Genomic DNA, 14,306 nt, shown 5'->3' with positions numbered 1-14,306 from the left:
ACCCGCCGCGGCCGCGCGCCGAACGGGACACCGTGCTCGCCGTCCGCGGCCTCACCAAGAGCTTCCCCCGGCTCAAGGGCGCCGTTCTCAAACGCCGGATCGGCGACATCCACGCCGTCGACGGCGTCGACCTCGACATCCGCCGCGGCGAGACCCTCGGTTTGGTCGGCGAGTCCGGCTCCGGCAAGTCCACCACCCTCTACGAGCTGCTGCGCCTCGCCGCCCCGCAGGGCGGCCGGATCGAGGTCCTCGGCCAGGACACCGCCGCCCTCGACCGTGCCGCCGCCCAGCGGCTGCGCGCCCGGGTGCAGATCGTCTTCCAGGACCCGGCGGCGAGCCTCGACCCGCGGATGCCGATCGGCGACGTCGTCGCCGAACCACTGCTCGCCCAGCGCACCCCGCGCGAGGAGATCCGCCGCCGGATCCCCGAACTGCTCCGGCAGGTCGGGCTCGACCCGGAGCACGCCGACCGCTACCCGCACCAGTTCTCCGGCGGCCAGCGACAGCGGATCTCGATCGCCCGGGCCCTCGCCGTCCGGCCCGACCTGCTCGTCCTGGACGAACCCGTCTCCGCCCTCGACGTCTCCGTCCAGGCCGGGGTGCTCAACCTCCTCCAGCAGCTCAAGGCCGAACTCGGCCTCGCCTACCTCTTCGTCTCGCACGACCTGTCCGTGGTCCGGCACCTCGCCGACCGGGTCAGCGTCATGTACCTCGGCCGCACCGTCGAGGCCGGCGCCGTCACCGAGGTCTTCGAACGGCCGCGGCACCCCTACACCCGCGCCCTGCTGTCGGCCGTCCCGCTGCCCGACCCGGCGGCCGAACGCAGCCGCAGCAAACTGCTGCTGGCCGGCGACCCGCCCTCGCCCACCGTCCGGCACCAGGGCTGCCGATTCCGATCCCGCTGCCCGGTCTTCGCCGCGATGGACGCCGACCGGCGCACCCGCTGCGAACGGGACACCCCGCCCGACGCCGAGGCGGCCCCCGGTGTCGACCACGTGGCCGCCTGCCACTACCCGGACGGTGCCTGAGCCTCTCTTGCACTCCCGCCGGACCTCGCACCGTCGGTGACGGAGCGTCAGCAGCGGGTGCGGCGGCGGGTGCGTCGTGGGCCGTGCGGACGCCGGATCCCCGTGCGCCGGTCGGGCGGGACGGGCGCGAACCGCCCTTCACCTGCGGGCTATGCTGTGGCCCGTACGCTTGGACGATCATGTGAGGTTGGGGCCCGCCGATGCTGCGTCACCCCGGGTGGCTCCCTGCCCTCCGCCGTCTGCCCGGCCGGCGCCGTTGGCTGGCCGCGGCCGCCGGCACCGGTGCACTCGCCGTGCTGATAGGCAGCCTGCCCGCCGGCCACGACGGCCGGCAGCAGGAGCAACACGCAGTCCCGCCCGCCGGTCCGGTGATCGCCACCTGGAACATGTGCGACGTGCGCCAGTGGGGCTGCGAGGAGACCGGCACCGGCGAGCAGAAGACGGCGGCGATCGTCCGGCTCGCCGCCGAGGACGGAGCCCGCGTGCTGCTGCTCCAGGAGGTCTGCTCCGAGGACCTGGAGGCGGCCCGCCGGGCACTCGGCGCCGACAACTGGCACGCGGCGTTCCAGGAGTACGAGGAGGCCGACGCGGAGAGCCGGCGCAGCAAGGTGCCCTGCGGGTCGGAGGACGAGGGCGAGGCCGGGTTCGCGATCCTGTCCGGGTACCCGCTCGCCACCGTCACCCGGGTGCCGTCCGCGCAGCCCGCGGTCGGCCTGCAGCGCGGCATCCTGTGCGCCAGTGTGACCGGTCTCGGCCTCAAGGTGTGCAACGCCCACCTCTCGCTGCCGCCGACCGACCGCAAGCGGAAGGACCTGGAGTACCGGGACGACCAGCTGGCGGTGCTGGCGCAGGCGGCCGCGGAGGCCCGGACGGTGGTCGGCGGGGACTTCAACTCCGCGCCGCCCGGCCCGGACAACCCGGACAGCTGGACCTGGCCCGCGACCTTCTTCACCCGTGACCGCGAGTGCGACCAGTCGGGCGGCAAGGACCCGGCGGACGCCCGGCCCACCCACGAGACGGGCCACAAGCTGGACTACCTGTTCACCGCGCTGCCGCGCGGCGAGTGCCGGGTCCGCGACACCGGGGTCTCGGACCACCGGGCCCTCGCCATGGAGCTTTCGACGACCGGTTGACCCGGCGGCCGGGGCCGGTCGCACCCTCGACCTCGGCGTCGGTCCTGGGCGCTGCCCGGCGCCGGCCTCAGCCGAAGGCCGGTACCGGAGCCTGCGCCGGGATCCGGAAGACGGCCTCGGAGCGTTCGGTCTGGTAGCCCCGGGCGTCCGCGGCGAACAGCCGGATGACGTGCCGGCCCTCGCTCCACTGCCGGTCCGGCTGCCAGGACCAGCTGCCGTCGGCGGCCACCGGCACGTTGGTGAGGTACTTCCCGTTCTCCCAGAGGCTCACCCGGACGCCGCCGTGCGCGGTGCCGGAGATCCGCACCCCGTTCGGGGGCAGGATCTGCTCCGGCAGCGGCTCGTACACGACCGGGCGCGGGAAGGAGCTGTCGTTCTGCACCTGGGAGGTCGCCGCGAGGAAGCCGTCGATGGGGGAGGTGTCCGCGTCCGGCTGCTCGCCGCCGTTGACGACCATGCCCAGTCGCGGCACGATCCCGTCCACCAGGAGGTTCAGGATCCCCATGATGGTGGGCAGGTTCCGCAGCGTCACCTTGCCGTGGCCGGTGATGAGGCAGGAATCGTTGTAGATGAGGTTGAAGTTGCTGTAGTCCTCGAAGAGGCCGATGAACGGCTCGACCTGGGTGGTGTACTGCTCGTCCTGCGGTGAGGTGAGCAGGTAGATGTTGGCGTCCCGGTGCGGGCTGTTGCCCACCAGATGGGGGAGGACGGAGTCCAGGGCGCCGACGTTCCAGTCCGTGACGTTGCCCATCATCATCTTGGCGGCGCCGGGGATGCCCTCCCGGACGTAGGTGCCGATCAGGAACTGCGGCACGCTGGCCACGATGTTCCGGTAGCCGTAGCGCAGGCCGTAGAAGAGCGCGGCGCTGCCGCCCTTGGAGCTGCCGAACACGGTGCAGTCGCCATGACCGAGGCCGAGTGACGTCCGGACGCGTTCGATCAGCCCGGCCACCGACCGTTCCAGGGCGAAGTCCATGCCCTTGCACAGGTAGTAGCTGTTGGCGCCGTCGAACAGGTCGCGGATCCAGAGGATGTTGGCGCGGACCTTGTCGAGGACGCCGTTGGACCAGCCGTACTCGCCGGGCGCGGTGAAGTTGGCGAACACCACCACCAGGTGCCGGGTGCCGTTGCGCGCGTGCGAGAAACGGTACTCGATCGGTACCTCGCCCGAGGCGTCCACGCCGGTGAAGATGCGGCGTCCGCCGGCTGCGGGGTCAGGCATGGGTGGCGTCCAATCGTCGGCGGAGGTCTGCTGGGAGGTCGCGGGGGCGGCGCAGCTCGTCGTCCTCGGCCGGCTGCCGGGGCGCCGCGGCCGGGTCGGGGGCGAAGGGGCTGCGCGGCCGGGCCCACGACGGGCGCGCCTGGTTGGGGGCGAGGTCGCCGCCGGCCACCAGCATCCGGTCGGCGAGGCGGACGGAGGCGTAGCCGTCGTCGAGGTCGCAGAACGCGGCCTGGAAGGCGCGGTAGCGGTCGGCGAAGTGCTGCCGGACGAAGTCGATGCCGCGGACGGCGGAGACCAGTTCGGCGGAGTCGAAGAGCAGCGGACCGGGGGCGCTGTTCTCGAAGTCGAAGTAGAAGCCGCGCAGGGTGTCCCGGTAGTGCTCCAGGTCGTAGGTGAAGAAGAGGATCGGGCGGCCGGTGTTGACGAAGTCGAACATCAGCGAGGAGTAGTCGGTGATCATCACATCGGTGATCAGCGACAGCTCGGCCATGTCGGGGTAGTCGGACACGTCGAAGACGAAGCCGTCGCCCGCGCCCGGCACCGGGTCGACCACGTTCGGGTGGCGGCGGACCAGCAGCACGTGGTCGGCGCCGAGCCGGGCCCGGGCGTCGTCGAGGTCGATCCGGAAGTCGAACTTGTACTTGCCGGGGGCGTAGTACTGGTCGTCCCGCCAGGTCGGGGCGTACAGGACCACCCGCTTGCCGGGGGGCAGGCCGATCCGGCGCCGGACCTCCTCGGCACGCCGCTCGGTGCCGGGGCGGCGGAGGATGTCGTTGCGGGGGTATCCGCACTCCACCATCTCGCCGGGGAAGCGGAAGGCGCGCTGCAGGATCGGGGTGGAGAAGCTGTTCGGCGACACCAGCATGTCCCAGTTCTGCACCTCCGTCTCGACCCGCTCCAGGTAGCGCTTGTCGGCGAAGTGGACGGCCTCGATGTCATGGCCGATCTTCTTCAGCGGGGTGCCGTGCCAGGTCTGCACGACGACCTGGTCGGGCCGCTTGCGGAACCAGTCCGGCAGGTGGTTGTTGGCCACGACGTAGCGGGCGGTGGCCAGTGCCTCGTACCACTCGGGCGACCACATGCGCACGGCGCGGGCGGTCGGGGGAACCTCGACCTGGTCGTCCTTGACCACCCAGAGGTGCTCGAGCGGCACCTGGCGGCGGATCAGCTCCTCGTGCAGGGCGCGCGGGCTGTCGGAGTACTGGGTGCCCTTGAAGGCGTCGAACAGGACGGTGGCGGTGACCGGCTTCTGACGGGCCGCCGGGTACTCCTTGGTCCGCAGCAGCTTCTGCCGGTAGGGGCCGCGCGCGTTGTCGGGCATCGCCGAGTGGACGAGCAGGGAGAGGCGGTCGTAGGCCTCCGCCTGGAGCTCGTACCGGCGGCCGTCCCGCTCCAGCTCCTCGGGGAAGGCCGGGACGAGGTCCTGGGCGACCTTGAGCATCAGGTCGGGCAGGCGCTCGGCGGGCGCCACCGTGGACGGGTCCTGTCTACGGAGGAAGAAGTCCCACCGGCCGGCCGCCAGGGGTATCGCTCCGGCCAGCGTCGGCATGGCCGGCGGGGCCAGCACGCAGCGGAAGTACTCGCCGCGCCACTCCACCGGCACGGCCCGCTCGGCGCCGTGGGCGCGCGAGCGCACCACCACGTGCGCGGCGCGGCGCTCCTGCTCGGAGAGCAGCTCGATGCACGGGTACCGGCCGACCAGTTCGATGCTGCCGTCCTCGCTGCCGGCGAACCGGGTGACGAGGGGGAGCGCCGCGCGCTCGAAGAGCACCAGGTAGCCGGAGCCGTTGCGGTGGACGACGACCTCGCGGTCCCACTCGGCGGTCTGCAGTTCGTCGGGCACGCGGTAGTGGCCGTCGTCGGTCTCCTCGGCCACCACCGGGTAGAGCGGCGCGTTGCGGCCCTCGACGTGCATGGTGGTCTTCCAGCCGTTGCTGCCCATGTTCCAGGCCTGTGGGACGCCGTCGCCGGTGTGGCCGGCCGTCCGGTGCGAGGGGACCAGCGTGCGCAGCGGGACGCGGGTGGAGAAGGTGCACCAGCCGTCGCCGCCGGGTGTGAAGTGCACCCAGGAGTCGCTCCGGCCGGCGCCGCCGAGGCTGGTGATCCGGAACTTGCCCCAGGCGGGGACGGCGGGGCCGAGGTAGACGCCGCGCAGCTCCAGGTGGTCGCCGAGGATCCGGTGCTTGGTGATCCGGCAGCGGACGACCTCGACGCGGAGCTTCAGCTTGTTCTGGACGAACAGCGGCAGCACCCGGGTGTTCTTGTCGACGTAGCGGTAGGGCGGGTTGGCGGCGCTGCCGGCGGTGCCGCGGTCCAAACCGCGGTAGCGGAACAGCCCGCGGCTGAGCACGCCCGCGGCGACGTCCCAGGTGCCCTCCGCCCACTTGCCCTTGCGCTTGAGGCGCGTGGTGTCGATGCTCGCCTCGAAGCCGGCCCAGTCGTAGCAGTACCGGTTCTGGTTGGACTGCTCGGTCGCCTGCGGCGTGTAGACCGTCTTCGCGCTGGCCAGCAGCATGCGGTCCTGCTTCTTGTTGCGCAGGGCGATGGCCTTCACCGACATGTGCCGCTTGTGCACGTTGATGAAGCGGATGTAGGCGGAGCCGGTGAGGACCAGCCGCTCGTCCTCCCAGCGGACCCCGCTGACCGAGCCGTGGAGCGAGAGCTCCTTGTCGAGCCGGTAGGCCTTCTTGCCGATGCCCACCGTGCGGTCGCCGAGGTGCGGGTAGTTGAGGTAGCGCCGGAACCGCCGCTGGACGGGGATCGGCCCGCCCTTCCGCTCGAACTCCAGGACCTCGAGCAGTTCGGGCAGCTTCCGGTTGCGGACGAGCAGCCACTTCACCCGGGCGTCCGCCGGGAGTTCGTTGATGAGCTCGTCGTCCGCCTCGTCCAGGAACTGGTTGGCCCACTCGACGAACGCGGCACGGTACTCCTCGTCGGCGTCCGGCAGCACCTTGAGGTGCAGGTTCAGGTCGGACTTGAGGCAGGCGAGGTCGTACTGGCGCTTGCTCTGCGCGAGGGCGCCCCCGTTGTCGCGGGCGAGGAAGCGGCTGACGGACTGCACGGCCAGGACGCGGTCGCGGAGGTTCGCCAGTTCGGTGTGCCGCTGGGTGATCGACGGTGCGGCGGCGCCGTCGCGGCGGCGCCAGAAGTACACCACGTCGGTGATGACGTCGACCTTCTCGGCGCGGAAGTGGGCGTACATGTTGACCCAGGAGTCCTCGTAGAGGACGCCCTCGGGGAACTCGATGTCGTGGCGGTCCCAGAACGACCGGCGGATGACCTTGTTCCACACCGTCCGGTCGTAGATGAGCTCCGGGCGCTTGGTGATGTGGGTGCCCCGGGCATTGCGCTGCATGGGCGCCTTGTGCAGCGGGGACTGCCACTTCACGGTGGAGTTCATCATCTGTACATTCCCCGACACGAAATCCGAACCGGATTCCTGCAGGGTGCGCACGAGAAGTTCATAGGAGTATTCCGGGACGACGTCGTCGCCGTCCGCGAAGGCGAGGAACTCGCCCTGCGGGTGCATCGCCCGCAGGCCCACGTTGCGCGCCTGGCCGGGGCCGTGCGCCTCCTGGCGGATCAGCCGGAAGCGGTCGTCGCGGGCGCAGAACGCCCGCGCGATGTCGGTCGACCCGTCGGTCGAGCCGTCGTCGACCAGGATGACCTCGAAGTCGCGGAACGACTGTCGCGCGATGGACTCCAGGCATTCGGCGAGGTACGCCTCCACGTCCTGGAAGGGCACGACGACACTGAGGCGCGGCCGCTCAGCCACCACCAACAACTCCTCCGATGAAAAACGCGCGCGCGGAGCGGCTCCACTGCCGACCCGTGCCTGCGCGACGCCCCGAGCTGCCCCCACTCGCTTCGCGACCCGATCATTCCCTGTGCCGGCCGACCCTATGGTGGCCCCCCACCGGAATAAAACTGAAAGTACACAGAGCGAACATATTTTCAGTCAACGCCGACTGTCGTGTCAACTCTGCATAAGAAGAGCCCAAAACGGACATTTGTCGCGGCGGGCCGTCCCTCGCGGCCTGCGGGGGGCGGCCCGCCGCGACGTCAGGCGGAGGTGCCGTGCGCCGGGGACTTCTTCGCCTCGGCCGGTATCGGCCGGTTCTCCCGGAGCGCCTGCCAGAGCTGACCGTCCTGCGGCTGCGCGGGCACCACCCGGTTCGGATCGATCCGGTCGTAGGCCACCGGGAGCATCAACGTCTCCATCCGGCTGGGCTTCAGACCCTTCATGCTCTGGGCGAACGTCACCAGGTCCGGGAGCGAGCCGAGTCCGGCGTCCGTGGTCAGCGCCTTGGTGGCCGCGTTCGCGACCCCGTAGAGCTTGGTCGGGCTGGAGAGGGTGTCCTGCCGCTGCAGCTGCGAGAGCACCGCCAGGATGAACTTCTGCTGCAGGCCGATCCGCCCGAGGTCGCTGCCGTCGCCGACACCGTGCCTGGTCCGGACGAAGGCCAGCGACTGCGTGCCGTCCAGCGTGTGGGTGCCGGGGGTCAGGTTCAGGCCGCTGTACTTGTCCTTGATCGGGGCGTCGACGGTCACCTGGACGCCGCCCATCGCGTCGACCAGCTCCTTGAAGCCGGCGAAGTCGATCTCGACGTAGTGGTTCATCCGCAGGCCGGTCATCGACTCCACCGTCTTGACCACGCAGGCGGGGCCGCCCGCGGTGTAGACGGAGTTGAACATCACCCGCTGCGCCTCGCCCAACTGACGGCCCTTGGAGGTCGTGCACGCGGGCCGGGTGACGAGGGTGTCGCGCGGAATGCTGACCACCGTCGCGTCCGCCCGCCCCTGCGGGATGTGCACCACCATCGCCGTGTCGGAGCGCGCCGTGCCGCCGACGTCGCCGCCGGCCAGGTCCCCGTTGTCACCGGAGCGGGAGTCGGAGCCGAGCACCAGGATGTCCTGCGCGCCGGTGGGCAGCGGCGCCGGCCGGTCCTCGCCCAGCGCCTTGTCGATGTCCACCGTGTCGAGGTTGCCCTCCAGGTGACGGTACGTCCAGAACGCGAAGCCGCCGCCCGCAACGGCCAGGGCGACCACCGTGGCGGCTCCGGCGAGCAGGATCTTCCTGCGCCGGCTGCGCGGCTTCTTCTCGGCCGTGCGTGTCTCGCTGCGCGCCATCGTGGCTGCGTCCTCCTCGGCATCCGGGCGCGCCGAAGGGGCCCCCGGGGAACAATGTCCGTCTGGTTGCCGCCGCCCCCTCGCACCGCCCCGGTAACGGGCGGCCGGCCGGGGTTCGTGACCTGTGGTCACAGCCGGCGTCGCGCACATGTTCTCATGCTGACTTTCAGGACCGTTCACCGGCTGTTTGGTTAGTGCGAATTCCCCCTTTGCCCCGCCTTGCCCGAAGTGGGACGGGGAGTTGGGGTGGAGAGCGGCATTCGGTCACGGATCGGAATCGGCCGGACACGCTCCGGGTGGGGCATGCGATCCGGTTCGGGACGATCCGGTTCGGTCCGGTCTGGTTACGCTGGATCCATGACTGCGATGGCGACCTCCCGGACCGAACCCGACCTCTCCTTCCTGCTGGACCGCACCAGCCACGTGCTGCGCACCCGGATGGCGGCCGCGCTCGCGCAGATCGGCCTGACCGCGCGCATGCACTGCGTCCTGGTGCACGCACTGGAGGAGGAGCGGACGCAGATCCAGCTCGCCGAGATCGGCGACATGGACAAGACCACCATGGTGGTCACCGTGGACGAGCTGGAGAAGGCGGGCCTGGCGGAGCGCCGGCCCTCCAGCCGGGACCGCCGCGCCCGGATCGTCGCCGTCACCGAGAAGGGGTCGCAGGTCGCGCAGCAGAGCCGACGGATCGTCGACGGCGTGCACCGCGAGGTGCTGGCCTCGCTCTCCGGTCCGGACGGCGAGGCGCTGCTGCGCGGCCTGAAGCAGCTGGCGGAGGGGGAGTTGGCGGCGCCCGTGGAGTCCGCCCGGCCGGCCCGGCGGGCCCGCCAGTAGTCCGCCGGAGTGCGGCCCCGCGCCCCGACCGGCCGTTCTCACGAGGTCATCCGCCAGGAAATCATCCATAATCAGATAGTCCGCAACGGGATCAGTTGCTAGGGTCTTACCTGTCGCACCGCACCGACGGGAGAGACCCCATGCCTGCTGCACCCGCAACCGCCACCCCTGCCGCAACCGGTCCGGCCCCGCACGGCATCTGCTCCCGGTGGACCGCCCTCGCCGTCCTGTCCACCGGCCTGCTGATGACCGTCCTCGACGGCAGCATCGTCACCGTGGCCATGCCCGCCGTCCAGGCCGACCTGGACTTCTCACCCGCCGGCCTGAGCTGGGTGGTGAACGCCTACCTCGTCGCCTTCGGCAGCCTGCTCCTGCTCGCAGGTCGGCTCGGCGACCTGCTCGGCCGCAAACGGACCTTCCTCACCGGCACGGCCCTGTTCACCGCCGCCTCACTGCTCGCCGCGTCCGCCGGATCCCCGGCCGTCCTGCTCGCCGCCCGGTTCCTCCAGGGCGTCGGCTCCGCCGCCGCCTCGGCCGTCGGCCTCGGCATCCTCGTCACCCTCTTCACCGACGCCCGGGAACGGGCCCGGGCGATCGCCGTCTACTCCTTCACCGGCGCGGCCGGCGCCTCGATCGGCCAGGTCCTCGGCGGCGTCCTCACCGACGCCCTCGACTGGCACTGGATCTTCCTCATCAACCTGCCGATCGGCGCCGCGGCGCTGCTCGTCGCCCTCCCCGCGCTCCCGGACGACCGCGGCACGGGCCTGCGGGGCGGCGCCGACGCCCCCGGCGCCGTGCTGCTCACCACCGGTCTGATGGTCGGCATCGCCACCCTGGTCGGCGCCGAACAGCACGGCTGGGCCACCGCCCGCACCCTCGGCCCCGGAGCCCTCGCCGCCGCCCTGCTCGCGGCCTTCGTCCTGCGGCAGGCGAGGGCGGCCGCCCCGCTGGTGCCACTGCGGATCTTCCGCTCCCGGACGGTGGTCGTCGCCAACCTGGTCCAGATGCTGATGGTCGCCGCGCTGTTCTCCTTCCAGGTCCTGGTCGCCCTCTACCTGCAGAAGGTGCTCGGCTACGGCGCCGCCGACACCGGCCTCGCCATGCTGCCCGCCGCCGCCGTGATCGGCGCCGCCTCGCTCGGCGTCGCCGCCCGGCTCAACGCCCGCTTCGGCGAACGCGCCGTCCTCCTCGCCGGCCTCGCCCTCCTCGCGGCGGCCCTCGGACTGCTCGTCCGGCTGCCGGTGCACGCCCACTACGCCACCGACCTGCTGCCGGTGATGCTGCTCGCCGCCGGCTTCGGCCTCGCCCTGCCGGCCCTCACCACCCTGGCCATGTCGGGCGCGGACGAGCACGACGCCGGGCTCGCCTCCGGCCTGTTCAACACCACCCAGCAGATCGGCATGGCCATCGGCGTCGTCGTCCTCGCCACCCTCGCCGCCGCCCGGACGAGCGCCCTGAGCACGGCCGGCCGCACCACCGCCGAGGCCCTCACCGAGGGGTACCGGCTGGCCTTCGCCGTCGGCACCGGCCTGCTCCTCGCCGCCGCGGCCGTGGCCGCCGCCCTGCTCGGGTGGTCATCCCGGGGACGCGGAGAACTGCGCGATCCGGGGGCGGGTGTCGGGAGAGCACGGGTCGAGCCGTGATCTGTACGGTGGCCCGCATCCGAGTCGCACAGTGCCCCGCGTCCCAGGTCGGTTCCGGGGTGCGGGGAACTGCGCAGTCCGGGGGCGGGCACCGTGGTGAGAGGGGTCGAGCCGGGATTCGTACGACCACATCCGAGTTGCGCAGTTCTCCCCCAGCCTTCGGCCGGGAGGTGCCCTCATACGCCCGCTACGGCCGCCCGATCGCCTGTGAAGACATGCCCTACGGTTGGCGGAAGGCTCAGGGGTGGGTGGGTTCGGGCAGACCGGTCGGGCGGCAGGGGCGGGTGGCGTTGGCGGACGTGTTCGCGGCCGTGCCGCAGGCGCTGTTCGACGGGCCGTGGAGGTGTGCGGGGTGGCCGAGAGCGACCCGGGCGGAGGACTCCCGCCGTACCTGACGGCCTGTCCGGCGATGGCGTCGTGCCTCTTCCCCGAGGACGGGCCCGAATCGGTCGCAGGGAAGGTCTCCGGGGCGTTGCCGGAGTCCGAGGTGAGGGACGCCGCGTGGGCGCGGCCGACGCCGTCGGGGATCGCCGAGGCGCGCCGTCGCCTCGGCCGGGACGTGCTGCGGGAGACGTTCTACCGGGTGGCCGAGCCGGTCGCCGCCCCCGGCACCCGGGGCGCCCCGCTGTGCGGCCGGCGGCTGACGGCCCTCCACGGGTTCGAAGCTCGACGTCCCCGACTCGGCCGAGAACGCGGTGGCCCGATGCCCGGACCGCCCGCGCCCTCAGCCGGTACGCGGGGTGGGCAGCCGTAGTTCGGCGACTGCGCCGCCCTCGGGGTGGTTCCGCAGGTGCAGGGCGACGCCGATGGCCTCGGCATGGCCCTGGGCGATCGTCAGGCCCAGGCCGTGGCCGTGGCCGCGCTCGCGGGCACCGGTGCGGAAGCGCTGCGGGCCGTCGCGCAGCACGGACTCCGGGTACCCCGGCCCGTGGTCGCGGACGGTGACCACCGGGCCGTCCACCCGCACGCACACCGGTGGCTCACCGTGCCGGTGGGCATTGGCCACCAGGTTGGCCAGCACCCGGTCGAAGCGCCGCGGATCGGTGCTGACCGTCGCGTCGGCCGACACCACGAGCTCGACCGGCCGTCCGGCGGCGGTCGCCGTCCGGGCCACCAGGTGCGCCAGCGGCAGGTCGGCGAGGTCTGCGGACTCCGCGCGGGCGTCCAGCCGGGACACCTCCAGGAGGTCCTCGGTGAGGTCGCGCAGGGCCCGTACCCGGTTCTGCACCAGTTCGGTGGGCCGCCCGTCCGGCAGCAGCTCGGAGGCGGTCAGCAGGCCGGTCAGCGGGGTGCGCAGCTCGTGCGCGACATCGGCGGTGAACCGCTGCTCGTTCTCCAGCCGGCTCCGCAGGGCGGCGGCCATCGAGTCGACGGCGGTGGCCAGTTCGAAGACCTCGTCGCGGCGGCGGCCGAGCGGCCCGATCCGCGCGTCGAGGTCGCCGGCGGCGATGGTCCGGGCGGTCCGGGCGGCCGTCCGCAGCCGGTGGCTGATCCGGTCGGCGGCGAGCACTCCGGCCAGCACCGTGACGGCGACGGACAGTGCCGCGGCGATCTGCACGGCCCGGTCGAGGTCCGCCACCGCCTGCTCGTCGCCCGCGAAGTCGAGCCGCACCGACACGACCCGGCCGCCGGCGCCGGCGGCCGCCCACATCGCGGTGCCGTTCGGTCCGGGGCCGAGCACGGAGCCCTGCCGTCCCCGCCGGGCCAGCGAACGCAGTTCGGCCGGCACCGCCGGGTCGTCCACCGCCGCGTGCCAGCCGCCGACCAGCTCGCCGCTGCGGTCGTACCCGGCGAGCGCGGCATCCAGGGCGGCCTCCGCGGAGGCCCGGGCCTGGTCCGTGTGCTGGCCCACCGACGCCCGGTGGACGAGTACGGCGACGGTGCACGCGACCAGGCAGGAGACCAGGGCGATGACGGCGGCGATCTGCCGACGGAGCGTCACCGGATCCGCCGCAGGCGGTAGCCGAATCCGCGGACGGTCTCGATCCGGCCCGCGCCGATCTTCGCGCGGAGCCGCTGCACGTGCACGTCCACCACCCGGCTGTCGGCGTCCCAGGAGTAGTCCCACACCCGGGAGAGCAGGGTCTGGCGCTCCATCACCACACCGGGCGCGGCCGTGAACTCCAGCAGCAGCCGCAGCTCGGTCGGGGTGAGCGGCACCGGCTCGCCGGCCACCGTCACCTCCATGGCGTCGGTGTCCACCGCCAGGTCGTCGATCACCCGCAGCGCGGACGGGCCGGGCTGCGCCCCTTCCGCCGGGCCGCCCGGGCGCACCGGGCCGCCCACGCCGACGGCACCGGACGGGCCGTGGGGCGCGGGGGCGGAGACCGGGCCGGTGCGGCGGAGCACGGTGCGGATCCGGGCGACCAGGACGGCGATCTCGAAGGGCTTCACCACGTAGTCGTCCGCCCCGGCCTCCAGCCCGGAGACGACGTCGACCGCCTCGCCGCGGGCCGACATCATCAGGATCGGCAGGCTGCTCTCCTCACGGACGCGCCGGCAGAGGCCGACCCCGTCGAGCAGCGGCAGCATCACGTCGATGAGCAGCAGGTCCGGCCGCCGGGCCCGGAACCGCTCCAGGCCCTGGAGTCCGTCCGCGGCGGTGTCCACCGGGAAGCCGTACCGTTCGAGCGCCATCTGGGTCGCCTCGCGGATCACCTCGTCGTCCTCGACGAGCAGGATCCGCGGCATGGGCGGTGCGGGCGGCAGCGGTGCGGGCGGGAGCGGCGGGGTCATCGCTGCCTCGTCGGGAAGGTGGGGACGGGGGACGGGGCGGCCGAGCGGCCGAGGCGCCGGCCGTCCGGGCCGACGCCGGGACCGTCCGGGCTGGTGGGCCGGGCGGCCGGGACGGTGGGTTCGGGGGTGGGGCACCCGGCAGCGCCGTCGGCCGGCCCGGTGTAGACGGTCTGCCGGTCGACGAAGGCCATCCGGACGGCGTTCCAGCGGTAGGTGCTGCTGGTGCGGGCCGTCGGCCCGTCCGGCTCGTGCAGGACGAGGTCCCGCCCGACGGTGTCGGCGGTGAACGCGGCGTGCGCGCCGACCGCCAGCACCGGTACGACCTTCCCGTCCCGCTCGCCGTACACGTGCAGCACCGCCCGCCCGTCGGCCTCCGCGGTCAGCACGGCGGTGATCAGCTCGGGCCGGCCGTCCCCGCTCAGGTCCCGGTACTGCGCGGGCTGCACCGTGCAGCCGGTGCAGTCGCCGGACAGCGCCCGGTGTTCCAGGTCGGTGAGCGCCGGGTCGTGGAGCAGCACGGTCCTGGCGTCGAGCTGCCCGAGCCCGCCGGCCGGAGCGGCCAGCCCGGGCAGCGGGG

The 14,306-nt window shown here is 72.8% G+C and carries 11 protein-coding genes; 5 read left to right on the top strand and 6 right to left on the bottom strand.

Features of this window, described 5'->3' with window-relative positions:
* On the top strand, positions 1–1,028 hold a 1,028-nt coding region (locus KSNIM_RS02325; protein WP_263101513.1), incomplete at its 5' end, for an ABC transporter ATP-binding protein.
* Between the two features lie 200 nt (positions 1,029–1,228).
* Positions 1,229–2,161, top strand: a complete 933-nt coding sequence (locus KSNIM_RS02320) for an endonuclease/exonuclease/phosphatase family protein (protein ID WP_263101512.1) — start codon at positions 1,229–1,231, stop codon at positions 2,159–2,161.
* A gap of 67 nt (positions 2,162–2,228) precedes the next feature.
* Here KSNIM_RS02320 and KSNIM_RS02315 read toward each other — a convergent pair whose 3' ends face one another.
* The 3 genes from KSNIM_RS02315 to KSNIM_RS02305 all read right to left on the bottom strand — a co-directional run bounded on the left by KSNIM_RS02315 (position 2,229) and on the right by KSNIM_RS02305 (position 8,513).
* On the bottom strand, positions 2,229–3,383 hold the full coding sequence (locus tag KSNIM_RS02315; RefSeq protein ID WP_263101511.1) for a hypothetical protein: 1,155 nt from the start codon (positions 3,381–3,383) through the stop codon (positions 2,229–2,231).
* Positions 3,376–7,158: a bifunctional glycosyltransferase family 2 protein/CDP-glycerol:glycerophosphate glycerophosphotransferase gene (locus KSNIM_RS02310; protein WP_263101510.1), complete on the bottom strand. Its 3,783-nt coding sequence runs from the start codon at positions 7,156–7,158 to the stop codon at positions 3,376–3,378. Before KSNIM_RS02310 ends, KSNIM_RS02315 begins: the two co-directional genes overlap by 8 nt.
* Before the next feature lie 287 nt (positions 7,159–7,445).
* Positions 7,446–8,513 (bottom strand): LCP family protein, encoded by a 1,068-nt coding sequence (locus KSNIM_RS02305; RefSeq protein WP_263101509.1) that lies wholly within the window; start codon positions 8,511–8,513, stop codon positions 7,446–7,448.
* 357 nt (positions 8,514–8,870) lie between these two features.
* Between KSNIM_RS02305 and KSNIM_RS02300 the strand changes: the two genes are divergently transcribed.
* From KSNIM_RS02300 to KSNIM_RS39330, 3 genes are all read left to right on the top strand, one after another.
* Positions 8,871–9,350 (top strand): MarR family winged helix-turn-helix transcriptional regulator, encoded by a 480-nt coding sequence (locus tag KSNIM_RS02300; protein WP_263101508.1) that lies wholly within the window; start codon positions 8,871–8,873, stop codon positions 9,348–9,350.
* 140 nt (positions 9,351–9,490) lie between these two features.
* Positions 9,491–10,993: an MFS transporter gene (locus KSNIM_RS02295; protein ID WP_263101507.1), complete on the top strand. Its 1,503-nt coding sequence runs from the start codon at positions 9,491–9,493 to the stop codon at positions 10,991–10,993.
* Positions 10,994–11,237: 244 nt separating this feature from the next.
* Positions 11,238–11,747: a transposase domain-containing protein gene (locus tag KSNIM_RS39330; RefSeq protein ID WP_411543643.1), complete on the top strand. Its 510-nt coding sequence runs from the start codon at positions 11,238–11,240 to the stop codon at positions 11,745–11,747.
* On the opposite strand, the gene KSNIM_RS02290 is transcribed toward KSNIM_RS39330, so the two are convergent.
* The 3 genes from KSNIM_RS02290 to KSNIM_RS02280 all read right to left on the bottom strand — a co-directional run.
* Complete coding sequence (locus tag KSNIM_RS02290; protein ID WP_263101506.1) at positions 11,718–12,935, bottom strand: sensor histidine kinase; 1,218 nt, start codon at positions 12,933–12,935, stop codon at positions 11,718–11,720. The genes KSNIM_RS39330 and KSNIM_RS02290 overlap by 30 nt on opposite strands.
* Positions 12,932–13,729 carry a response regulator transcription factor gene (locus KSNIM_RS02285; protein ID WP_317633983.1) on the bottom strand — a complete coding sequence of 266 codons (798 nt, stop codon included), beginning with the start codon at positions 13,727–13,729 and terminating at the stop codon, positions 12,932–12,934. Before KSNIM_RS02285 ends, KSNIM_RS02290 begins: the two co-directional genes overlap by 4 nt.
* On the bottom strand, positions 13,726–14,306 hold a 581-nt coding region (locus KSNIM_RS02280), incomplete at its 5' end, for a hypothetical protein (protein WP_411543642.1). The genes KSNIM_RS02285 and KSNIM_RS02280, both read right to left, overlap by 4 nt.

The organism is Kitasatospora sp. DSM 101779 (assembly GCF_025655475.1).
In the GTDB taxonomy this organism is placed as follows: domain Bacteria; phylum Actinomycetota; class Actinomycetes; order Streptomycetales; family Streptomycetaceae; genus Kitasatospora.
The sequence above is the reverse complement of the archived record's forward strand: the minus strand, read 5'-3'. Positions and strand labels throughout refer to the sequence as shown.